This is a genomic window from Pseudomonas sp. Tul2A7 (assembly GCF_054790505.1).
This window is the reverse complement of the sequence record NZ_CP186499.1, coordinates 5,156,694-5,180,714: the sequence shown is the minus strand read 5'-3', so window position 1 is coordinate 5,180,714 and position 24,021 is coordinate 5,156,694. Positions and strand designations below refer to the sequence as shown.

The window sequence follows — 24,021 nt, the reverse complement described above, 5'->3', positions numbered from 1 at the left end:
CGGGTCGGCGGTGACTGGCAATCATTGCCACGCACACGACTGAGGGCGAAACAACACAAGGACGTCACACATGAAACCGTTAACCCTCAGCGACAGCAGTTCGCCGGCGCAAATCTGGAACAGCGCCGCGCAACTGGACAACATTCCCGTCATCAATACCCGCAGTCTGGTGCCCGACGGTGCTCGCGCCGTGGTCATCGCGCCGCATCCGGGTGATGAAGTGGTCACCTGCGGTGGCCTGCTGCAATTACTCTCCAGCCTCGGTCATCCGCTGCAATTGCTCTCCATCACCGATGGCAGCGCCAGCCATCCGGGTTCACGGCAATGGTCGGAAAAACGCCTGAGCGTGTTCCGCCCACAGGAAAGCGTCGAAGCCCTGCGCCGCCTCGGCCTGCCGATGCACAGCCTGAAATGGGTGCGTGGCGGCTTCACCGACAACGCTCTGTGCGACCAGCAAGCGCAAGTGACCGAATTCATCAGCCGCTACCTGCGCCCCGGCGACGTGGTGTTCAGCACCTGGCGCGGCGATGGCAACGACGACCATGAAGCGGTGGGCCGGGCCAGTGCGCAAGCGGCTGAACAGGCCGGGGCGACCTTCCACGATGTACCGGTGTGGGCCTGGCACTGGCCCGAGCGCGACCAGCAACTGATCCCTTGGGAACGCGCGCGCAAACTACGCCTCGACACCTGGACCGTGGCGCGCAAGAGCCACGCGACCCACGCCTATGCCAGCCAGCTCAACGGCGAACCGGCGATCGGCATTGCGCCGATGCTGCCACCGGTGATCCTGGAGCGGATGCGTTTGCCCTACGAAATCGTGTTTGTCTGACGCCGTTCAGGGTGGGAGCGAGCCTGCTCGCGAAAGCGGTGGTTCTATCGACTGATGTATTGGATTTGCCGACGCCTTCGCGAGCAGGCTCGCTCCCACAGGAATTGGGTTGTCATCAACCATGATTTGCAAGGAACTGCCGCCCCTCCCCATCAGTCGCATGAATAAGCGGCCCGCAATCCAGAGGAGTGAACGTGTCCAGCGATCCCAAGCGTCATGTTGTCGACGCGCCCGTCATCCATCGTTTAAGGGTGCTGACGGTCAACACCCACAAGGGTTTCACCGCGCTCAACCGGCGTTTCATTCTGCCGGAACTGCGCGAAGCGGTGCGCAGCACTTCGGCCGACCTGGTGTTTCTGCAGGAAGTGGTGGGTGAACACGAGCGACATTCCAGTCGTTACAACGAATGGCCGCAAACCTCTCAATACGAGTTTCTCGCCGACAGCATGTGGAGCGATTTCGCTTACGGGCGCAACGCCGTCTATCCCGACGGCCACCACGGCAATGCGCTGCTGTCGAAATACCCGATCCGTGAATACCGCAACCTCGATGTGTCGATCACCGGCCCAGAACGCCGTGGCCTGCTGCACTGTGTGCTTGACGTGCCAGGTCACGCGGAGGTCCACGCGATCTGCGTGCATTTGAGTCTGCTCGAAAGCCATCGGCAATTGCAGTTGCAACTGCTCTGCCAGTTGCTCGAATCCCTGCCCGACGACGCCCCGGTGATCATCGCCGGCGACTTCAACGACTGGCAGTTACAGGGCAACGCCGCCCTCGCCCGTCGTGACTACCTGCACGAAGCCTTCGAGCGTCATCACGGGCGCCCGGCGAAGACCTACCCGGCGCGGTTTCCATTGCTGCGGCTGGACCGGATCTATCTGCGCAATGCCAGCAGCCATGACCCACGGATACTCGGCAACAAGCCGTGGACACATCTGTCGGATCATCTGCCCCTGGCCGTCGAAGTGCACCTGTAGCCGCAATAGTGACAGTAATGCAGGACGCGATGGATCAACTCATTCGGCGGTTCAACGCTGCCGACAGACCATCTGTCGGTAACTGAACGCCTCTGAGTCGGGGCTTTGGCTGCGTTCTTCCATACAAACAACCACTTAGTTATGTGCAGAAAAACAAACGCTTGCAAAGCCCGATTTGCCACTACCGCTCATCGTTCAATTTCTTGACGGGGGCGCGCGACTCTTCTTATCTCTACCTTACTACCCCCGGAATCACTACCCGGGACGAGCCTTCGGACACTCGCGAAATCGAGCGGCCACGGTTCGCCCCGCTCCATTCGGTCGCCCCTCGTTCGGGGTAGGAGAGACGCCACACAGAGAGAATGCATGCGCCTGCAAGGTAGACCTCCATGAAAACTTCCATCAGCCCACACGAGATCAAAATCACTTTCTGCACAGTGTCGAGTTCAATCTTGCTGTGCTCATCCATGGAGGCGCAGGCCGGTCCTGCGGCGGATGAAACGACCCCGTGGTATCGCGCGGAAGTCCCCGTGATGACCTTGCCCGCTACCGTCATCACCCCCGGGCCGCAACGCTTCAGCCCACGGCCCGATCTGCAAGGCACACGCCTGATTACCGAAGATCTCGCACCGTCGGCCTGGGATGAGCTGTACGGCAGAAGCGCCCGGCAGGCGCAAACCGATGTGCTGTCGTCAGGCTACGCGATGCCCGGCAGCGGCGACTTCAAAGGCCCCGCCGTGTTGACTCTGCAAAGTGCTAGCCATACCCAGAAAATCGGCCTGATTGGTGGTCTCAACCAGATTCAAGCCAATGGCAATGGTCCGCTTACCAGCCGCGCCCTGGCAGACCCGAACAGTGACACCCTCAATCTGCAAGGCCAAAGCCTTGGCGCTTATTACAGCCTGATCGGCGCCCAGGGCTGGCACGTGGATTTATCCGCCAGTGGCGGCCGGGTCAGCGGCTTCAGTCGCAACGGCCAAGGCGCGCGGCAAGCCACAGAAGGCAGCGCCATGACCTTCTCGGTCGAAGGCGGTTTTCCGATTGGCTTGAGTGATAACTGGGTAGTGGAACCGCAGGCGCAATTGATCAATCAACGCATCACCCTCGACACGCCGTACGCCGGCTCGGGCAATGCTTCTTCCTCCGATCTGACGGCGTGGAGCGGCCGCGTCGGCGCACGGTTGAAAGGCAGCTACGATTTGAATGGCTTGCCGGTCGAACCCTATGTGCGCACCAACCTCTGGCACACCGTTTACACCGGCAATACCGTGACGCTGGATCAGGTCGACAAGATCAGCAGCAGCCGTAAATCATCCACGGTTGAGCTGGGATTAGGGCTGGTGGCGCGGGTGACACCGGCGGTGAGTCTGTATGTCAGTGCCGATTACAGCAGTGATGTCGATGACAATGACTTGAACGGAATCATTGGCAGCCTTGGGGTGCGGATGCGTTGGTAGCGTTTGGCTTGGCGGCGACAGTGTTTGTGCTGACGCCATCGCGGGCAGGCTCACTCCTACAAGGGGAACGCATTCCAAGTGTAGGAGTGAGCCTGCTCGCGATGGCAGCAACTCGGTACTGGATCAACCCTCCGGTTTGAGGATCAACACCGCCAGCGGCGGCAGGTTCAGTTCCAGCGACAACGACTGGCCATGGCTCGGCACTTCCTCGGTAAATGCCCCGCCGCCATTGCCGTAATTGGAACCGGCATAAGTGTCGGCATCGCTGTTGAGCAGTTCACTCCAGCGCCCGGCAAACGGCACGCCCACGCGATACGCCTGACGCGGCACCGGCGTGAAGTTGGCCACCACCAGCACCGGTTTGCCGTCCTTGCTCCAGCGCAACCAGGCATAAACGCTGTTGATCGCATCGTCGCCGATCAGCCACTGGAAACCCTGCGGCGCGTCGTCCTGATCGTGCAGCGCCGGTTCTTCGCGGTACAGCCGATTGAGGTCACCGACCAGTTTCTGCACGCCTTTGTGCTCGGAGTATTGCAGCAGATACCAATCCAGCTGTTGATCGTGATTCCACTCGCGCCACTGGCCAAACTCGCAGCCCATGAACAATAGCTTCTTGCCCGGGTGGGTCCACATGAAACTCAGGTAAGCGCGCAGGTTGGCGAATTTCTGCCAGCGATCACCGGGCATCTTGTCGATCAGCGAATGCTTGCCGTGCACCACTTCATCGTGCGAGATCGGCAGGATGAAACGCTCGGACCAAGCGTAAACCAGACCAAAACTCAACTCGTTGTGATGATGGGCGCGGTACACCGGGTCCTGCTGAATGTAATGCAGCGAATCGTGCATCCAGCCCATGTTCCATTTGTAGGCGAAACCCAGACCGCCCTGCTGCGTGCTTTGGCTAACACCCGGCCAAGCGGTGGATTCTTCAGCGATCACCAGTGCGCCCGGCGCTTCCAGTTCGACCACGTCGTTCAAATGCCGGAGGAAGTCGATGGCTTCCAGATTCTCGCGGCCACCGTGGCGGTTCGGCACCCATTCGCCAGCCTTGCGCGAATAGTCGCGATAGAGCATCGAAGCCACCGCATCGACGCGCAAACCATCGACATGGAAATGCTTCAACCAGTGCAGGCCGGACGCCAACATGTAGCCATGCACCTCAGTGCGGCCAAGGTTGTAGATCAGCGTGTCCCAATCCTGGTGAAAGCCTTCCAGAGGGTTGCCGTACTCGTACAGTGCGGTGCCGTCGAATTGCGCCAGACCGTGGGTATCGGTAGGGAAATGCGCCGGTACCCAGTCGAGAATCACGCCGATCTCAGCCCGGTGGCAGGCGTCGACGAATTCGGCGAACTGCGCCGGCGAGCCATAGCGCGCGCTCGGCGCGAACTGCGAGAGCAATTGATAACCCCACGAGCCACCAAACGGGTGCTCCATGATCGGCATCAGCTCGATATGGGTAAAACCCAGCTCCTTGACGTAGGGAATCAGCCGCTCGGCGAGTTCCGGCCAAGTGTACTGGCGGGCGACTTCGCCCAGATCATCCAGCTCGCATTGCCACGAACCAGCGTGCAGTTCGTAGATCGACAGCGGTGCCGAATGCTTGTGGCGGTCACGGCGGCTGCTCATCCAGTCGTGATCCTGCCAGTCGATTTGCAGCGGCTCGGCGACTTTCGACGCAGTGTCCGGCGGCAGACTGGTGGCCAGCGCCATCGGGTCGGCCTTGAGCGGCAGAATCCCGTGGGCACCGAGAATCTCGTATTTGTACAACTCCCCCGCTTGCAGGCGCGGGATGAACAACTCCCAGACCCCGGACGGATGACGCAAGCGCATCGGATGGCGGCGACCGTCCCAGACGTTGAAATCACCCACCACCGACACGCGCCGGGCATTCGGCGCCCACACGGCAAAACGCACGCCGTCGACGCCATCCACGGTTTTCAGCTGCGCGCCGAGACAGGCGCTGAGGTCGCGATGATTACCCTCGGCGAACAGATACAAATCCATTTCACCGAGCAACTGGCCAAAGCTATACGGATCCTCGGCAACCTGCTCGCCGCCGGCCCAGCGCGTGCGCAACTGGTACGGCCGCGCTTGATCGAAATGGCCGACAAACAGCCCCGGGGTTTCGGTCTGCTCCAGCGGACCGCGTTCTTCACCGCTGTCCTTGTCCAGCACCACGACACTCAGCGCACCGGGTAGATAAGCGCGAATGAACTGCCCGCCAGCGCCATCGCCGTGCGGGCCAAGAATGGAAAAAGGGTCGTGATGTTCAGCGCGGACCAAGGCATCGATATCTTTCGCCGAGGGCAGCAATGCTTCTTTGACCACACCCTGTTCCTTGTTTGAGAAACTCATGACTACTCTCCACCAAGATCGGAAAAGGGTTTAAGCCCCGTCAATAACCCGTACAAACCGTGCAACGGCACGGGCAGCCACGTGGGGCGATTTTCGGCTTCATAGGCCACTTCATAGGCCGCCTTCTCCAGGCCGAACAGCGCCAGCGCGGCGTCGGCACCTTCAGGATCCTGCCAAGCATGATCAAGACTAGCTGCCGCGCGGCGATATGCCTGAACAAATGCCTCACGGGCCTCACGCAGATAGCGCTCGGCGACCAGACGCCGCGCGGTTTCAGACTCGGCGCTATGGTCAACGTTGTGCACGTTGATCGTCATCGCCGCTGCGTAATCGAAGGAGCGCAGCACACCGCTGACATCTTTGTAAGGACTGTGTTTGCCACGGCGCTCGCTCAATGGCCGCGCCGGTTCACCCTCGAAGTCGATCAGATAGGCATCGCCCTTGATCACCAGCACCTGGCCCAAATGCAAGTCGCCGTGGACGCGAATGCGCAAACCGCCGACGGCTTTCTTCGCCAGATCCTGCACGTGGGCGAGGATGGTTTTCTTCTCGTCGACCAGCCGCTTCACCAGTTTCTGATCCGCTGCGCTGAGTTCACCCTGATGCTGCTTGAGCAGTTTCAAGGCGTGCTCGACCTGCGCCACGACATCCTTGCCCGTCGCCTGCATGTCCTTGGCCGTCGACACCTGCGGCGCGAAGTCGGCATTGTCGGTAGGCGCGGCGAGCACCTTGTGCATCTCACCCAGACGCTGACCGAGCATGCCGGCAAAATCCCTCAGCTCACCGAGGGCGTTGTAATGCTGTTCCTGCTCGGACATGGCATCGGCCAGTTCATCGCGCAGCGCCCGTTCGAGGTTGTTCTGCGTCCATTCCCAGGCGTCGCCCTGATTGCTCAGATAGCCTTGGGCGATCATCAGCAGATTGTCCTCGCCCTTGGCATCGCGGCGGATAACCGAGCCGAGCAGCGGAGAGATATTGGCAAATCCGGCCTCGGTCAGGTAAGCGCTCATCTCCAGTTCCGGGTGTACGCCAGAAGCGACTTTACGTATCAGCTTGAGCACCAGACTGTTGCCGATCACCACCGAACTGTTCGATTGCTCGGCGGACAGATAACGCACTTCCGACTCGGCACCGAGGCCGAGTTTTTCCAGATGCGGCGTCGGTGCAAAGCGGATTTCACCCTCATTCGACTCCAATACCGTGTTGTTCTGCATGCCTTGCAGCACCGCACGAATAAACGCTTCGAGGCTGAAGGCGTCGGTGATCAGACCGACTTGTCGTACACGGCGTACACGGGACAAGGCCAATTGCTGCGGCAACGCCGGGCCAACCTGATCTTCGGCAATAAAGCCGAACGGCAGTTGATAGCGACTGGTCTGCCCGCCACTGGTGACTTCGATCTCGCTGAGCAGCACCGGATGCTGCGCATCGCCGAAACGCACGCCGTAGGCCAGATGCACTTTGTCGATGGCCGCGTCCTTGCCGGCGAACCAGCGGCGGTTCTGCAGCCAGCTCGGCAGAATGCTTTGCTCCAGCGTCGTCCGTGACGGCGCTTCCAGCAGTTCTTCCATGCGTTTTTTCAGCACCAGCGTGGTGAAATCCGGCAGGCTCTGCGCCGGTTCCACGTGCCAGCTCGGCATCTGGTTTTCCGCCGCCAAAGCGAACCAATAGAAACCGTACGGCGCCAGGGTCAGGAGGAAATTCAACTGGCCAATCGGCGGGAACGCATTACCGCCAAGCATTTCCACCGGCACCATGCCGACGTAGGCCGACAGATCCAGCTCCACCGCTTGCGCACTGCGCGAAACGTTGGCCACGCACAGGATGATTTCGTGTTTGCCGTCGACATCGGTGAATTCGCGGGTGTAAGCCAGCACGCGACGGTTGTTCGGCGAGAGCATTTTCAAGGTGCCACGGCCAAAAGCCTTGGACTGTTTGCGCACCGCCAGCAGGCGTCGGGTCCAGTTCAACAACGAATGCGGATCGCCGGACTGGGTTTCGACGTTGACCGACAGATAACCGTACTGCGGGTCCATGATCGGCGGCAGTACCAGACTCGCCGGGTCGGCGCGGGAGAAGCCACCGTTACGGTCGATCGACCATTGCATCGGCGTACGCACGCCGTCGCGGTCACCCAGATAGATGTTGTCGCCCATGCCGATTTCATCGCCGTAATACAACGTCGGCGTGCCGGGCATCGACAGCAGCAAACTGTTGAGCAGCTCGATGCGACGGCGATCGCGCTCCATCAACGGCGCCAGACGCCGACGAATACCGAGGTTGATCCGCGCGCGACGATCAGCGGCGTAGTAATTCCATAGATAGTCACGTTCTTTGTCGGTGACCATCTCCAGCGTTAGCTCATCGTGGTTGCGCAGGAAAATCGCCCATTGGCAATTGGCGGGAATTTCCGGGGTCTGGCGCAAAATGTCGGTGATCGGGAAGCGATCTTCCTGAGCCAGCGCCATGTACATGCGCGGCATCAGCGGGAAGTGGAACGCCATGTGGCATTCGTCACCGTTAAGGCCCGCGGCATCGGTATCACCGAAGTACAGCTGAGTATCTTCCGGCCATTGGTTGGCCTCGGCGAGCAGCATGCGGTCGGGGTAGTTGGCGTCGATTTCCGCGCGAATCTGCTTGAGAACGTCGTGGGTTTCCGGAAGATTTTCGTTGTTGGTGCCGTCGCGCTCGATGAGGTACGGGATGGCGTCGAGACGCAGACCATCGATACCCATGTCCAGCCAGTAACGCATCACCGACAACACGGCTTTCATCACTTGCGGGTTGTCGAAATTCAGATCCGGCTGATGCGAATAGAAACGGTGCCAGAAGTACTGGCCAGCGACCGGGTCCCAGGTCCAGTTGGACTTTTCCGTGTCGAGGAAAATGATTCGCGTGCCGTCGTATTTCTGGTCGTCATCCGACCAGACATAGAAGTCCCGCGCCGCCGAGCCGGGCTTGGCCTTGCGCGCACGCTGGAACCACGGGTGCTGGTCCGAGGTGTGGTTGATGACCAGCTCGGTAATCACCCGCAAGCCGCGTTTGTGCGCTTCGGCGATAAAGCGCTTGGCGTCGGCCATAGTCCCGTAATCGCTGTGCACGCCGCGGTATTCGGCGATGTCGTAGCCGTCATCGCGGCGTGGCGAGGGATAGAACGGCAACAGCCAGATGGTATTGACGCCGAGGTCGGCGATGTAATCGAGTTTGGCGATCAGGCCGGGAAAATCGCCGATGCCGTCGTTGTTGGAGTCGAAAAACGATTTGACGTGAACTTGATAGATCACCGCGTCCTTGTACCAGAGCGGGTCTTTGATAAAGGTGGCTGCCTTGGGTTTCTTCGCCATGTGAAACTCCTGTTCAATTCTAGAAAAGCCGTGAGCCGATCACCTGACTCCAACTCAATGAGCAACCTGTGGGAGCGAGCCTGCTCGCGAATGCGGATTAACATTCAGCAAAAATGTCGCCTGCAAAATTGCTTTCGCGAGCAGGCTCGCTCCCACAGGGGGATCTGTGTTCAGGCAGTGATTCGCCAGATGCCGAACGGCTGGTACGCCGGGTCCAGGCGCATGAACTGGTATTTGCCATGCCAGTCCCAGCGATGCCCGTTCATCAAGTCTTCGCCGTGGGTCGTCGCATCGTCGGGCAGGCCCATTTCCCACAGCGGCAATTCGAAATTCGCCTCCTGCACGTTGTGCGGATCAAGGCTGACTGCGACCAGAATGAAATTGCTGCCGTCAAAGCTGCGCTTGCCGAAATACAGGATGTTGTCGTTCCACGCGTTATAGATCTTCAGGCCCAAATGCGTGTGCAGCGCCGGGTTCTGCCGGCGAATGCGGTTGAGCTGGGCGATCTCGGCAATGATGTTGCCCGGCGCTGTGAAGTCGCGGACACGGATCTCGTATTTCTCCGAGTCGAGGTATTCCTCCTTGCCCGGCACCGGCGCCGACTCGCACAGCTCGAACCCCGAATACATACCCCACAAGCCCGAACCCATGGTTGCCAGCGCGGCGCGGATCAAAAAACCCGGACGTCCGGATTCGTGCAGGAACGCCGGGTTGATATCGGGCGTGTTGACGAAGAAATTCGGCCGGTAGCATTCGCGCCACGGCGATTCATTCAGTTCGGTGAAATAGGTCGCCAGCTCAGCCTTGCTATTGCGCCAGGTGAAATAGGTGTAGCTCTGGGTGTAACCGACCTTGCCTAGCCGCGCCATCATCGCTGGCGTGGTGAAGGCCTCCGCGAGAAAAATCACCTCCGGGTACAGCGCCCGCACATCGGCGATCAGCCACTGCCAGAACGGCAACGGTTTGGTGTGTGGATTGTCGACGCGAAAGATCTTCACGCCCTCCTCAACCCAGCCGATGACGATGTCGCGCAATTCGACCCACAGACTCGGAATGGCGTCCGGCGCATAGAAGTCGACGTTGACGATGTCCTGATATTTCTTCGGCGGGTTTTCCGCGTATTTGATCGTGCCGTCGGGGCGCCAGTTGAACCAGCCCGGATGCTGCTTGAGCCACGGGTGATCCTGGGAACACTGAATGGCGAAGTCGAGGGCGATTTCCAACCCATGATCGGCGGCAGCGGCCACCAGTCGGCGGAAGTCTTCGCGGGTGCCGAGTTGCGAGTGAATCGCCTCGTGGCCGCCCTCCTCACTGCCGATGGCATATGGACTGCCGGGATCATCGGGGCCGGCGGTCAGCGAATTGTTGCGACCCTTGCGATGGGCGCGGCCAATCGGGTGGATCGGCGTGAAGTACAGCACGTCGAAGCCCATGTCCTGAATCATCGGCAAGCGCGCGTGCACGTCATTGAAGGTGCCGTGCCGGTGCGGATCGTCGGTGATCGAGCGCGGAAACAGTTCGTACCAACTGGCAAATTCCGCCAGTTCACGCTCGACGTCCATGGGAAACTCAGGACTGACGCTCAAGTAGGCGCGATGATCGGCTTCAGCCATCAACTGCGCACTGCGCGAGTGCAGAAACAGCGCGACCTGCTCGGTTTCGAGCAGCCCGGACAATTCGTGGTGCAACGCGGCAAGCTGTTCACTGAGCTGACCTTCGCTGCGTTCGGCGGCCTGTTGCACCATGCTGCGGCCTTCCTGCAGCTCGAGCGAAACGGGCACGGCAGCGTTGTGCTTCTTCTCCAGTTCATACTGGAAACTGGCGAATTGATCGATCCACGCTTCGATGCAATACAGGAAGCGCCCTTGATGTTCCGGGCGAAACTGGCCTTGCCAGCCGTTATTGCCCTGATCGGTCATGACCTCGCTTTGCCAGGCTTCTTCGCCTTCCTCGCGCCAGCGGATGCGCACCGCGAGTTTGTCGTGACCGTCGGCAAACACCTTGCTGGTGACCACCACTTCACGGCCGGCGATCGACTTCACGGCGAACTGCCCGCCATCGAGCGTCGGCATGGTGTTTTCAATGACAATGCGCGGCAGCAGCAACGCCTGCGACAGCGGCATGTGCGGGTTGTAGCTCAGTTCAGAAGGTCTTTCAGCAGTCATTGAGCATCTCTCCTTAACGCCCCAAGGACGCTCTTGTGCCGGATCAGTGTTCACAACGAAGCACCTGCCCCGAAATGAACTCACTTAGGTTCCGAGCGACCGGCGCCGGGAAAAGTTCAGATGAAATTACCGTGTCAGAAAAGCGGATCGAATTGCGTGCAGGGTGGTCAATCCACTTAAGCACTTCTCACGCCATGTGCCACACGGAGGTCATCAGATGAACATCCCGATCCCGGCCGAAACGCCTGATCCGAACATCGACAAACCCACTTTGCCCGAGACCGAGCCGCAGCCGATTCCAGAGCAGGAACCACCTGGCACCACACCGCCGCCGAAAGAAGAACCGCCTAGCACGATGCCGCCAGTCATCGTCTAACTGATCGTTCCCACGCTCCGCGTGGGAATGCCTGATCGGACGCTCTGCGTTCGGCTCTGAAGGGACGCGGAGCGTCCCGGGCTGCATTCCTACGCAGAGCGAGGGAACGATCATCCGGCGCAGGAATGATCAGTGGTCATCAGTCTTCTCCTCTTCTTTTTCGAAGAGTTTTACGATCCGCGGCATCACGCTGAAAATCCCCAGCGCCAGAAAGGTACTGAGCAGCGCCGTCGCTTCCCTCCCCAACCCGGCCGCGACACCAATGGCCGCCGTCATCCACAACCCGGCAGCCGTGGTCAGGCCTTTGACATGGCCCTCATCGCCTTCCTTGTTTTTCAGGATAGTCCCGGCACCGAGAAAGCCGATCCCGGCGATCACCCCTTGCACCACGCGGCTCATCGCATCCGACTCTGCCCCCGACGTCTGCGGCACCAGCACAAACAGCGCGGCGCCGAGCGCCACCAACATATGCGTGCGCACCCCTGCAGCCTTGCCCTTGTGTTCACGTTCGAACCCGAGAATCCCGCCCAGCACCGCCGCCATCAGCAGGCGCACGGTAATGCGCGTCAATTGCGAAGCATCGCCAACGTCGGCGAACTCCGCCTGCAGGGTTTCCCACACTTCATGCCACCACGCGTTCATCCGGCAGTCCTTTCAAAGGGTCTATAAACGATGGACAGCGGCGACCATTAATCAGTTGCGCAGAACGATCGGCGAAACATGCGCCCTAACCGTTCAGACACCCCTGAAAAAAGGACTGCCCTCATGCCCCTTCGAGTCGATGAATCCAACCCCGAACAAAAAGTGTGTTTTTTCACCGTTGAACATGGCGAGGAAATTCGCATTTGCGACACCCTGGAAGTCATGACGGATAGCGAAAAATCCATGTCGTTCGTGGAAATAGAAGGCCGACGCGTTTACATCAGCGAAAAAGAAGCTGACGCCTTGACCGTCGCAGGTGCCAAGGACGGACGCAAACACCTGAAAGCCGACGAGAGTGATTCGGTGATTTGACTGACCCTGATCAACACCCCGCGCAAACGTCTGCGATAGACGTTTGCGCCTTTGCCTGCGGGTTGCTTCAAGTTGTCGCAGGCGTTGCGCAAAATCGCATCTGATCCGCTTTTTATTGAAATACCTGAGTCTGTTATGCAAACAGATCGACGCTCATAGTGCTCTGGCCTGATGGAGGCTGATGAGCGAATAACCATGAGCGAACAAATCCCCGTCCGAACCGTAGAAGCGACGCCAACCATTAAAAGTGTGCCCGCACGCCCAATGAAGGCGACGGCCAAGCCCAGTGACAACCAGATCCACACCCGCAGCTTCACCGGTCTGTTCCGCACCCTGCGCATGAGCGGCGCGGGATTTCTGTTCGTGCTGTTCTTCGGCACCGTGTGGCTGAACTGGGGTGGACGTCAGGCGGTGCTCTGGGATCTTTCCGAAAGCAAATTCCACATCTTCGGCGCGACGTTCTGGCCGCAGGATTTCATTCTGCTCTCGGCGCTGCTGATCATCGCTGCGTTCGGACTGTTCGCCATCACTGTGTTCGCCGGCCGGGTGTGGTGCGGTTACACCTGTCCGCAGAGTTCGTGGACGTGGATCTTCATGTGGTGCGAGAAGATCACCGAAGGCGAACGCAACCAGCGGATCAAACTGCAAGCCGCGCCGTGGAGCCTGAACAAACTGGCCCGGCGCGCGGCCAAACACACCCTGTGGCTGGCGATCAGTGTGCTCACTGGCCTGACCTTCGTCGGTTACTTCACGCCGATCCGGCCCTTGGCCGAAGAACTGCTGACCCTGCAAATCGGCGGCGTCAGCCTGTTCTGGGTGCTGTTCTTCACCGCTGCGACTTACATCAACGCCGGTTGGCTGCGCGAGGCGGTGTGCATGCACATGTGTCCGTATGCGCGGTTCCAGAGCGTGATGTTCGACAAGGACACCCTGACGATTTCCTACGACGTGGCCCGTGGCGAAAACCGTGGCCCGCGTAAACGCGACGTGAAACCGCTCGAGGCCGGCCTGGGTGATTGCATCGACTGCCAGTTATGCGTGCAGGTCTGCCCGACCGGCATCGACATCCGCGACGGCTTGCAGATGGAATGCATCGGCTGTGCGGCGTGCATCGACGCCTGCGACTCGATCATGGACAAAATGAATTACCCGCGTGGTTTGATCCGCTACAGTTCCGAGCACGAATTGCAGGGTGGCAAGACCCATCTGCTGCGGCCGCGTTTGATCGGCTACAGCGTGGTGCTGGTGGCGATGATTGGCGCATTGGCATTGGCGCTGGTTGAACGGCCGATGGTCTCGCTGGACGTGACCAAGGATCGCGGCTTGTTCCGTGAAAACGGTCAGGGCCAGATCGAAAACATCTATAGCCTTAAAGTCATCAACAAGACCCAGCAACGCCAGGACTACAACCTGACGCTGGTGGAGGGCGATGGCTTCCAGTTGCAAGGCAAGACCGAACTGAGCCTGGCCCCGGGTGAGATTGTCGACGTGCCGGTGTCGGTAGCGATGACCACGGAACGCCCGGCCAGCAGCTCGCAGACCTTGAGTTTCAAGATTGCCGACAGCGATGAGCCGGAGGTTTACAGCGTGGCGAAGAGCAGGTTTGTGGCGCCGATGAATCGTTGATCCCTTAGAATCCGCTCCCTCACCCCAGCCCTCTCCCAGGGGGAGAGGGGGCCGACCGAGGTGTCTGTCGCTATACATCGACCTGACAGACCGAGTCGATTACGGATTCAGCAAAGCACTTTCGGGCCGAATCGATTATGGATTCAGCAAAGCACTATCAAGCCCGGTCGATTACGGAGTCAGCAAAACACTTTCAGGCCGAGTCGATTACGGATTCAGCAAAGCACTTTCAGGTCGGTGTAGTTCACAAGCATCCCCCAATCGGTCCCCTCTCCCTCTGGGAGAGGGCTAGGGTGAGGGGCAGTTCCCCTGACACACCTCATCATCAACCAGCACCAAGGCTCCTCGATGAAACGCTACGAAAAATTCGCCGACGACATCGCTGAACTGATCCGCTCCGGCGTCCTCGGCCCCGGCCAGCGCGTGCCTTCGGTGCGTTACGCCAGCCAGACCTACGGCGTCAGCCCGTCCACGGTGTTCCAGGCCTATTACCTGCTCGAACGCCGCGGCCTCATCCGCGCGCGGCCGCGCTCCGGGTACTTCGTCAACACCCATGCGCCGAGCCCGTTCTCGGAGCCGGTGATCAGCAGCCACGTCAACGACTCCACCGAAGTCGACGTCAGCGAACTGGTGTTCTCGGTCCTCGATTCGATCAAAGACCCGAGCACGATCCCCTTCGGCTCGGCATTCCCCAGCCCGACCCTATTCCCGCTGCAACGCCTGTCGCGTTCGCTGGCCAGCGCCGCCCGCGAGATGGACCCGCGCATGGTCGTCACCGACATGTCGCCGGGCAATCCGCAACTGCGCCGGCAAATCGCCCTGCGCTATATGGTCGGTGGCTTGATGCTGCCGATGGAAGAATTGCTGATCACCAACGGCGCCCTCGAAGCGCTGAACCTGTGCCTGCAAGCCGTCACCGAACCCGGCGATCTGGTGGCCATCGAAGCCCCGGCGTTCTACGCCAGCCTGCAAGTACTCGAGCGGCTGAAGCTCAAAGCCGTGGAAATCCCCGTGCATCCACGCGACGGCATCGACCTCGGCGTGCTCGCGCAAACCCTGGAACGCCACCCGATCAAGGCCTGCTGGTGCATGACCAGTTTCCAGAACCCGATGGGCGCAACCATGCCCGAAGCGAAAAAACAGGAACTGGTCGAACTGCTACGGCGCCATCAGGTGCCGTTGATCGAAGACGACGTCTACGCCGAACTCTATTACGGACAACAAGCACCGAAACCGGCCAAGGCTTTCGATACTGAAGGTCTGGTGATGCACTGCGGCTCGTTCGCCAAGAGCCTGGCCCCCGGCTATCGCATCGGCTGGGTCGCCGCCGGGCGTTATGCGCAGAAAATCGAGCGGCTGAAACTGATGACCTCGCTGTGCGCCTCAATGCCCGCGCAAGCAGCGATTGCCGACTATCTGCAACACGGCGGCTACGATCGGCATCTGCGCAAACTGCGCTACGCACTGGAAGAACAGCAGAGCGCGATGCTCGCCGCGATTGCCCGTTACTTCCCGGCGCAGACGCGGGTCAGCCAACCGGCCGGCGGCTACTTTTTGTGGCTGGAACTGCCACCGCAGATGGATTCGCTGAAGTTGTTTCAGATGGCACTGGCGCAAGGTATCAGCATTGCGCCGGGGCCGATTTTCTCGCCGACGCAGCGGTTCAGGAATTGTATTCGGTTGAACTATGGCAGTCCTTGGACTGAGGATTCGGAAAAGGCCATGGAGACGTTGGGGCGGATTGTGCGGTCGTTCTGACAGTCCTGTGTTGTCTGGGCTACAGCTATCGCGAGCAGGCTCACTCCTACAGTGGAACGCACTCCAAATGTAGGAGTGAGCCTGCTCGCGAAGAGGGCCGACCTGACAGCGAAACTCTCTGGACTTAACGCCCACCCCCCAAATCAACAAATGTCCCGGTCGCATACGACGCCTTATCCGACAACAACCAGACAATCGCCTCCGCCACCTCATCCGGCCGCCCGCCACGGGCCATTGGAATTGCCGATTCCAGCTTGCTAACCCGATCCGGATCGCCACTCAAGGCATGGAAATCGGTGTAGATGTAACCCGGGCGCACCGCGTTGACCCGAATCCCTTCGCCCGCCACCTCCTTGGACAAACCGATGGTGAAAGTATCGAGCGCACCTTTGGAGGCCGCGTAATCGACGTATTCGTTGGGCGAGCCAAGACGCGAGGCCACCGACGACACGTTGACGATACTGCCGCCCTGCCCGCCGTGCTTGGGCGACATGCGCAGGATCGCGTGCTTGGCGCAGAGGATCGGCGCCAGAACATTGGTTTTCATGATTTTCAGAATGCGGAATTCGGACATTTCGTCGACCCGCGACTTTTGCCCGACGGTGCCAGCGTTGTTCACCAGTGCGGTGACCCGGCCCAACTCGGTGTCGACCCGCTGGAACAGCGCGATCACTTCGTCTTCGATGCTGACGTCGGCGCGCACGGCGATGGCCTGGGCGCCCAATGCGCGGACTTGCTCCAGCACGCTTTGCGCAGCTTGCTCATCCGACTGGTAGTTGATGCAGATCCGATAGCCTTGCTCGGCAGCCAACAACGCCGTAGCGGCGCCAATCCCGCGCCCGCCGCCGGTGATCACAATGACTTTATCCATGCTGGCCTTTCTCCCCCGATGCACACGTAACAGTCGGGGGGAAGAATAACCGCCATTGACGGGTTTTGCATGAGGTCTGTTGTGTCGGGCCGGACGCCTCCGCGAGCAAGCTCGCTCCCACAGGGGTGTGCATTCCAAATCTGCGAGCGAGCCTGCTCGCGAAGAACGATAACGCGGTCAATCAGACCGCCGCCACCTGCTTGCCGCACGCAATATCCTGCATGAATTTGTCCGCCGGCATCGGATGCCCGAGCAGATAACCCTGCAACGAATCACACCCCAGCTCAGTCAGAAACGCCTGCTGCACACCAGTTTCAACACCTTCGGCGACAATGCGCAAACCCAGCGCCTGCCCCAACGCAACGATCGCCGAAACAATCGCTGCATCATCACTGTCATGCTCCAGATCGCGCACAAAGCCACGGTCGATCTTCAGCTCATTGGCCGGCAGACGCTTGAGGTACATCAGGCTCGAATACCCGGTGCCAAAGTCATCGATCGACAGGTCGACGCCCATGTCCGACAACTCCTGCAACACCGTCATGCTCGCGTCGGCATCGCTCATCGCCGTGGTTTCGGTGATTTCCAGGGTCAGGCTGTTGGCCGGCAAGTGGTGAGTGGCCAGCGCCTTGGCCACACTGCGCACCAGCCCGGTGTGGCAGAACTGCAGCGCCGACAGGTTCACCGCGATGCGCCAATCGGTGTAACCGAGCACGAACCACTCGCGCATCTGCCGACAGGCTTCATTGAGCACCCAGTCGCCGATCGGGATGATCAGCCCGGACTTCTCGGCCAGGTCGATAAACTTGTCCGGCATCAGCATGCCGTGGATCGGGTGTTGCCAGCGCAACAGCGCCTCGGCCCCGACCGGACGGCCATTGGCGGCGTCGAACTTGGGTTGGTAATGCAGGCTGAACTGGTTATGTTCCAGCGCTGCGCGCAGGTCCTGCAACAACTGCAACTGCTTGCGCGCGTTGTTGTTCATCGACGCGTCGAAAAAGCTGTAACCGTTTTTGCCGCCACCCTTGGCGTGGTACATCGCCGCGTCGGCATTCATCAGCAGTTCCTGCGCGGTCTGGCCATTGCCCGGATACAGGGCGATGCCTACGCTGGCGGAAATCTGCAAGTCATGTTCGGCGACGCGGAATGATTGCGCGATCAGACCGACCTGACGCGCGGCCAGTCCCAGCGCATCATTGGGTTCGCTCAGACGCACCAGCAACACGAATTCATCGCCACCGATGCGCGCCAGTGTGTCCAGGCTGCGCAAGTCTTCACGCAAACGCACGCCGACTTCGCGCAACAACTGATCGCCCATGTGGTGACCGAATGCATCATTGACCGGTTTGAAGCCGTCCAGATCAATGAACATCAAGGCAAAACAACCGCCCTGCTCATGGACCTTTTTCATCGCCTGATTGATCCGGTCGTCCAGCAACATGCGGTTCGGCAGGCCGGTCAGGGTGTCGTGCAAGGCCAGTTGCGTGAGTTCGCGGTTGGCCACGGTCAACGAGTGGGCGAGATCAGCGGTACGCGCTTCGAGGCGCGCGTCGAGAATCGAGGTCAGCAAGGCAATCGACAGAACCGCCAGCGTGGTGATCAACACCAGGCTATCGAGGCCATTGCCCTTCAAGCCATTGACGGTAGCGCCACAGAAACTGCCGTCGGGGAACTGCGCGGCGGCCATGCCGGTGTAATGCATGCCGACAATGGCGATGCCCATGATGATCGCTGCGCCGCCACGAATCAGGCGCACATAAGGAGAGTGCTGACGCAGGCGAAAGGCGATCCACAGCGCCGCCGCCGACGCACCCACGGCGATCAGCAACGAGGCGCCAAACAGTGTCGGGTCGTAGTCGATTCCCGGGGTCATGCGCATCGCCGCCATGCCGGTGTAGTGCATGGCACTGATGCCGGCGCCCATGATCAGCGCGCCGAACGCCAGTTGCAGAATCGGCAGTTTCGGCTGGCTGACCAGCCACAAGGCAAACCCGCAGGACAACACCGCGATCAACAGTGACAGCGCGGTCAGAGTGATGTCGTAGCCCAGATCGATCGGCAGCTTGAAGGCGAGCATGCCAATGAAATGCATCGACCACACGCCGATGCCCATGGCAAACGCACCGCCGGCGGTCCAGAAATGCACCGCACGGCCCTTGGCCGTAGCAATGCGACCGGTGAGGTCGAGCGCGGTGTACGAAGCGAGAATCGCCACGCACAACGAAATGAAAACCAGGGTGGAGGAATAACTACCGATGAGCATGGGATTTCTCGTGACCACCCAACGCGGACTGCGTCCATTCTCGGTCGGGCAAATGCGGCGATTGTACTGATTGCGCAGAAGAACGCACTGACAAAGTAAGCAATTGGCCATCAAGCCGATGAAACGCTTGCTTGATCGTTCAGCAAGGCTCTGGCCCGGCGCTCACGGCTTTACCCGATCGTTCCCACGCTCTGCGTGGGAATGCCTCAGCGGACGCTCTGCGTTCGACTCTGGATGGGACGCGGAGCGTCCCGGGCTGCATTCCCACGCGGAGCGTGGGAATGATCAGTGAAGCCAGCCTTCAGCGGGTGTTATCGCTGACATCCAGCTGCCCATCCCAACCGCCGCCCAGCGCCGCGATCAGTTGCACGCTGGCAATCAAGCGGCTTTGCAGAATGTTCAGCACGCTGCGCTCGTTGCTCAGTGCCGTGGCTTGTACTACCACCACATCGATGTAAGCAATCAGACCGGCCTTGTACTGGTTCTCTGTCAGGCGCAGGGAATCGCGGGCGGCGTCGAGGGCCTCCTGGCGCACCGCCGCTTCGTCTTCGTAGACCTTGAGCTGCACCAGGTAGTTTTCCACCTCGCGGAAACCGTCGAGCACGGTCTGGCGGTACTTGGCCACGGTCTGGTCGTACACCGCCTCGGTGCGGTCGACTTCCGCCGAACGTATGCCACCGTCAAACAGCGGCAGTGCCAGTTTCGGCCCGACCGACCAGAAGCGGTTCGGCAGGCTGATCAGGTTCTGCGAGGTACTGCTGCTGTAACCGCCGCTCAGGCTCAGGCTCAGATCCGGGTAATACGCGGCTTTGGCCACACCGATGTTGGCGTTGGCGGCGATCACCGAGCGCTCGGCCGAAGCAATGTCCGGGCGGCGCTCCAACAGCTGCGACGGCAGACTCAACGGCACCTGCGGCAACTTCGGAATGGTCTGCACTTCGGCAATGTTGAAATCCGCCGGTGCTTGCCCGGTCAGTACGGCAATCGCATTTTCGAACTGCGCGCGTTGCCAGATCAGATCGACCAGATCGGCCTGGGTGCTTTTCAGTTGTGTCTGCGCCTGGGCCACCGCATCGCGCCCGGAGACGCCAGCGCGGTACTGGTTCTGAGTCATTTTCAGCGAGCGTTCATAGGCGGCGACCGTGGCTTCGAGCAAGCGTTTCTGCTGGTCGATCACGCGCAGTTGCAGGTAGTTCTGCACCAGCTCCGACTGCTGGCTCAGGCGCATGGCGGCCAGATCGGCAAAACTGGCCTGGGCGCTGGCCTCATCGGCTTCCAGTCCACGACGCAGCTTGCCCCACACGTCTGCTTCCCAACTGACGCCCAGTTCGGCGTTATAGGTGTCGCGGATACCGCTGGAGGAACTGCTCAAACTCGAACTGCTGCTGCCGGTGCCCTGACTGGAGCGGGTCTTGCCCAAGCTCAAGTCAACGCTGGGATAAAACGCCCCGCGCGCACTGCGCACCAACGCCTGGGCCTGACGGTACTGGGCTTCCGACTGTGCAACGGTCTGGTTGGAATTGTTCAGGCGTTCGATCAAGCCGTTGAGCTGCTGATCGCCGTACAACTCCCACCAGGCGCCACGGGCCAGCGAATCGCTCGGGTTGGCTTGGGTCCAGCCCTCGGCTTCTTTGTACTGAGCGATCTCAGCGGTTTGCGGACGCTGGTAGTCCGGGCCGACAGCGCAGGCACTAAGCATCGCCACGCACAGCGACAGGCTCAGCAGACGCGAGCCTCGAACGGTGGCCAGATTGAAAAGCGAACGGTCAGTCATAGCGGAGTTTCCAGAGCGGCGTCAGTACGCACGCCACGCCATTTGTTGAAACGATGGCGCAGCTTGTCGAGATAGAGGTAAACCACAGGCGTGGTGTAAAGCGTCAGCACCTGGCTGAAAATCAGCCCGCCGATGATGGTCAAACCGAGCGGCTGGCGCATTTCCGCGCCTTCGGCCCGGCTGAGCAGTAGCGGCAAGGCACCGAGAATCGCCGCCAGGGTGGTCATCAGAATCGGGCGCAAGCGTTGCAGACAGGCGCTGCGGATCGACTCCAGCGGCGACAGACCTTGATGCCGTTCCAATTGCAACGCGAGGTCGATCATCAGAATGGCGTTTTTCTTCACCACGCCAATCAGCAGGAACAACCCGAGCAACGAGATCAGGCTGAACTCGCCGCCCAGCGCATAGATCGACAGCAACGCGCCAACACCGGCCGACGGCAGGGTCGACAGGATCGTCAGCGGATGGATGTAGCTTTCATACAGCACGCCCAATACCAGATACACCGCCAACAGCGCCCCCAGAATCATGAACGGCTGGCTCTTCTGCGTCGCGGCAAAAGCGTCAGCGGTACCGGCCATTTTCGCGATGACATCTTCCGGCAGACCCAACTTGGCAATCGCCCGTTCGATGGCGGCACTGCCCTGCTCCACCGTCACGCCTTCGGCCATGTCGAAGGAAATGTCTTCGGAGGCGAACTGGCCTTCGTGGCTGACGCGGTCATCTTCCAGGCTGCTCTCATAATGTGCGATCGTCGACAGCGGTACCCGCGCACCATCAGCGGTGATCACCTGAACCTGCTTGAGCGTCACCGGGTCCTGGGCGTATTTCGGATTGACCTCCATCACCACCTGATACTGGTTGAGGCTGTCATAGATCGTCGAAATCTGCCGCTGGCTGTAGGCGTTGTTCAACACCGAGGTAACCATGTCCATGTCGATCCCCAGGCGCTTGGCCTGATCGCGGTCGACGATCAACGTCACTTGCTGGGCACCCTTGCCTTCGCGCGCGTCGATCGCGGTCAGCTCAGGCAACGCCCTTAACGCGGCAACCACTTTTGGATACCACTTGCGTAACTCGCCCAGATCGCCACTTTGCAGGATGTAGCTGTACTGCGACGTGGTCTGCTCGCGACCACCGCCAAATTGCAGATCCTGATCGGCCATCAGCATCAATTGCGCGCCGGGCACCTTGGGCATTTCCTTGCGCAGGCGTTCGATGACTTTCTGCGCGTTGAGCTGGCGCTCCTTGATCGGCTTCAGACGCACCAGCATAAAAGCGTTGTTGGTGCCGTTGCTGCCGCCGATGAACCCGGCGACACTTTCCACCGCTTCGTCCTTGAGCACGGCGCGGCGGAAGATTTCCATTTTCGGCTGCATCACACTGAACGACAGGCCGTCGTCACCGCGCACGAAACCGATCAACTGGCCGGTGTCCTGCTGCGGCATGAAGGTTTTCGGCACCACCACGTACAACGCAACGTTGACGCCGACGGTGATCAGCAGGCTGAGCAGCGTCAGGCGCCGGTGGCGCAATACCCAGTCGAGGCTGCTGGCGTATTTGCCGACCATCCAGTCGTTGGTGCGGCGACTCCAGCGTTGCAGACGATTTTCCTGCCCCGGTGTGTGCGGTTTCAGCCAACGGGCGCAGAGCATCGGCGTCAGCGTCAATGAAACCACCAGCGACACGACGATGGCCGCGGCCAAGGTAATGGAAAACTCGCGAAACAGGCTCTCGACAATCCCGCCCATGAACAGGATCGACAGGAACACCGCCACCAGCGAGACGTTCATCGACAGCAAGGTGAAACCGACTTCCTTGGCCCCGAGGTACGCGGCCTGCATCGGTTTGACGCCCTCGTCGATATGCCGCGAGATGTTCTCCAGTACAACAATGGCGTCGTCCACCACCAGGCCGGTGGCCAGAATCAGCGCCATCAGCGACAGGTTGTTCAGCGAGAAGCCATAGAGGTACATCACCGCAAAAGTGCCGACCAGCGACACCGGTACGGCCAATGTCGGAATCAGCGAGGCGCGGAAGTTACCGAGAAACAGGAACACCACCAGAATCACCAGCACCACGGCAATCAGCAAGGTCATCTCGGCTTCGTGCAACGTTGCCTTGATCACCGGCGAGCGGTCCATGGCCAGGTTCAGCTTCACGCTGGCCGGAAGCACCGCTTGCAGTGCCGGCAACTGTGCCTTGATCTCGTTGACCGTCTCGATGATGTTGGCGCCGGCCTGACGGTTGATCACCAGCAGCACGGCCGCGTCATCGTTGAAGAAGCCGCTGTTGTAGCGGTCTTCGACGCCGTCGCTGACCTTGGCCACGTCTTTGAGGCGCAGCGCAGCACCGTCGGCGTAGTGGATGATCAGCGACTCGTAGTCCTTGGCTTTCTCCAACTGGTCATTGGCCTGGATCTGCCACAACCGTTGACCGTCCTCAACCGAACCTTTGGGCCGGCGCACGTTGGCATCGGCGATGGTCTTGCGCACATCGTCGAGCGCCACGCCGTACTGGTTCAGCGCCTGCGGTTCGAGTTCGATACGCACCGCCGGCAGCGAACTGCCGCCGATCTGCACTTCGCCGACGCCCTGCACCTGCGACAGACTCTGGGAAAGAATGGTCGAAGCCAAATCGTAGAGCTGGCCTTTTTCCAGCACATCGGAGGTCAGCGACAGCACCATGATCGGCGCCTGCGACGGGTTGACCTTCTTGTAGGTCGGCATGCTGCGCATCCCGCTCGGCAACAGGTTGCGCGAAGCGTTGATCGCCGCCTGCACTTCCCGCGCGGCACCGTTGATATCGCGGTCGAGGTCAAACTGCAGAATGACCCGGGTCGAACCCTGACTGGAGCGGCTGCTCATGGTGTTGACGCCGGCGATCGCGCCGAATGAGCGCTCCAGCGGCGTGGCCACGGTGGACGCCATGACCTCCGGGCTGGCACCGGGCAGACTGGCCTGCACGACGATCACCGGGAAATCCATTTGTGGCAGTGGCGAAACCGGCAACAGACCGAAGCTGACCCCGCCGAGCAGCATGATCGCCAGGCTCAGCAGCATCGTCGCGACCGGACGCTTGATGAAAGGACCGGAGAGGTTCATTGACCGCGATCCCCGACTTCACACCAATCCCCTGTAGGAGTGAGCCTGCTCGCGATAGCGGTGTGTCTGTTTACATTGATGTTGCAGGTGCTGGCCTCATCGCGAGCA

15 protein-coding genes are annotated in these 24,021 nt (G+C 60.3%); 7 read left to right on the top strand and 8 right to left on the bottom strand.

Annotated features, from left to right (window positions below):
• Positions 1 to 70 precede the first annotated feature (70 nt).
• From ACOYXJ_RS23195 to ACOYXJ_RS23185, 3 genes are all read left to right on the top strand, one after another.
• Entirely contained in the window at positions 71 to 829 is a 759-nt protein-coding gene (locus tag ACOYXJ_RS23195) for a PIG-L deacetylase family protein (protein ID WP_095118734.1), read from the top strand.
• A gap of 194 nt (positions 830 to 1,023) precedes the next feature.
• Positions 1,024 to 1,806, top strand: coding sequence for an endonuclease/exonuclease/phosphatase family protein (locus tag ACOYXJ_RS23190; RefSeq protein WP_038368981.1), 783 nt, complete (start codon positions 1,024 to 1,026; stop codon positions 1,804 to 1,806).
• Positions 1,807 to 2,195: 389 nt separating this feature from the next.
• The gene (locus tag ACOYXJ_RS23185) at positions 2,196 to 3,263 is read left to right on the top strand and encodes an autotransporter domain-containing protein (RefSeq protein WP_150792625.1); all 1,068 of its coding nucleotides are present in this window, start codon (positions 2,196 to 2,198) and stop codon (positions 3,261 to 3,263) included.
• Positions 3,264 to 3,386: 123 nt separating this feature from the next.
• On the opposite strand, the gene glgB is transcribed toward ACOYXJ_RS23185, so the two are convergent.
• From glgB to ACOYXJ_RS23170, 3 genes are all read right to left on the bottom strand, one after another.
• The gene (gene glgB / locus ACOYXJ_RS23180) at positions 3,387 to 5,618 is read right to left on the bottom strand and encodes a 1,4-alpha-glucan branching protein GlgB (RefSeq protein ID WP_460371674.1); all 2,232 of its coding nucleotides are present in this window, start codon (positions 5,616 to 5,618) and stop codon (positions 3,387 to 3,389) included.
• Between the two features lie 2 nt (positions 5,619 to 5,620).
• Positions 5,621 to 8,962: a maltose alpha-D-glucosyltransferase gene (gene treS, locus ACOYXJ_RS23175; protein WP_150792623.1), complete on the bottom strand. Its 3,342-nt coding sequence runs from the start codon at positions 8,960 to 8,962 to the stop codon at positions 5,621 to 5,623.
• A gap of 170 nt (positions 8,963 to 9,132) precedes the next feature.
• Positions 9,133 to 11,127: an alpha-1,4-glucan--maltose-1-phosphate maltosyltransferase gene (locus ACOYXJ_RS23170; protein WP_460371672.1), complete on the bottom strand. Its 1,995-nt coding sequence runs from the start codon at positions 11,125 to 11,127 to the stop codon at positions 9,133 to 9,135.
• A 217-nt stretch (positions 11,128 to 11,344) separates the two neighbouring features.
• On the opposite strand from ACOYXJ_RS23170, the gene ACOYXJ_RS23165 reads away from it, so the two are divergent.
• Entirely contained in the window at positions 11,345 to 11,503 is a 159-nt protein-coding gene (locus tag ACOYXJ_RS23165) for a hypothetical protein (RefSeq protein ID WP_016985118.1), read from the top strand.
• A 129-nt stretch (positions 11,504 to 11,632) separates the two neighbouring features.
• Here the strand turns inward: ACOYXJ_RS23165 and ACOYXJ_RS23160 are convergent, their stop codons facing one another.
• Positions 11,633 to 12,145, bottom strand: a complete 513-nt coding sequence (locus ACOYXJ_RS23160) for an MgtC/SapB family protein (protein ID WP_371043827.1) — start codon at positions 12,143 to 12,145, stop codon at positions 11,633 to 11,635.
• A 123-nt stretch (positions 12,146 to 12,268) separates the two neighbouring features.
• Between ACOYXJ_RS23160 and ACOYXJ_RS23155 the strand changes: the two genes are divergently transcribed.
• From ACOYXJ_RS23155 to mapR, 3 genes are all read left to right on the top strand, one after another.
• Entirely contained in the window at positions 12,269 to 12,517 is a 249-nt protein-coding gene (locus ACOYXJ_RS23155) for a DUF3203 family protein (RefSeq protein ID WP_064391076.1), read from the top strand.
• A 195-nt stretch (positions 12,518 to 12,712) separates the two neighbouring features.
• A complete protein-coding gene (ccoG, locus tag ACOYXJ_RS23150; protein WP_460371670.1) occupies positions 12,713 to 14,143 on the top strand; it encodes a cytochrome c oxidase accessory protein CcoG in 1,431 nt (476 codons plus the stop codon).
• Positions 14,144 to 14,491: 348 nt separating this feature from the next.
• A complete protein-coding gene (gene mapR, locus ACOYXJ_RS23145) occupies positions 14,492 to 15,901 on the top strand; it encodes a GntR family transcriptional regulator MpaR (RefSeq protein ID WP_034155962.1) in 1,410 nt (469 codons plus the stop codon).
• A 124-nt stretch (positions 15,902 to 16,025) separates the two neighbouring features.
• On the opposite strand, the gene ACOYXJ_RS23140 is transcribed toward mapR, so the two are convergent.
• From ACOYXJ_RS23140 to ACOYXJ_RS23125, 4 genes are all read right to left on the bottom strand, one after another.
• Positions 16,026 to 16,772 (bottom strand): SDR family oxidoreductase, encoded by a 747-nt coding sequence (locus ACOYXJ_RS23140; RefSeq protein WP_095118727.1) that lies wholly within the window; start codon positions 16,770 to 16,772, stop codon positions 16,026 to 16,028.
• Positions 16,773 to 16,953: 181 nt separating this feature from the next.
• Positions 16,954 to 19,035, bottom strand: a complete 2,082-nt coding sequence (locus ACOYXJ_RS23135) for a putative bifunctional diguanylate cyclase/phosphodiesterase (protein WP_460371667.1) — start codon at positions 19,033 to 19,035, stop codon at positions 16,954 to 16,956.
• Positions 19,036 to 19,336: 301 nt separating this feature from the next.
• A complete protein-coding gene (locus ACOYXJ_RS23130) occupies positions 19,337 to 20,809 on the bottom strand; it encodes an efflux transporter outer membrane subunit (protein WP_150792619.1) in 1,473 nt (490 codons plus the stop codon).
• Complete coding sequence (locus ACOYXJ_RS23125) at positions 20,806 to 23,913, bottom strand: efflux RND transporter permease subunit (protein WP_460371665.1); 3,108 nt, start codon at positions 23,911 to 23,913, stop codon at positions 20,806 to 20,808. Before ACOYXJ_RS23125 ends, ACOYXJ_RS23130 begins: the two co-directional genes overlap by 4 nt.
• Positions 23,914 to 24,021: the final 108 nt, after the last annotated feature.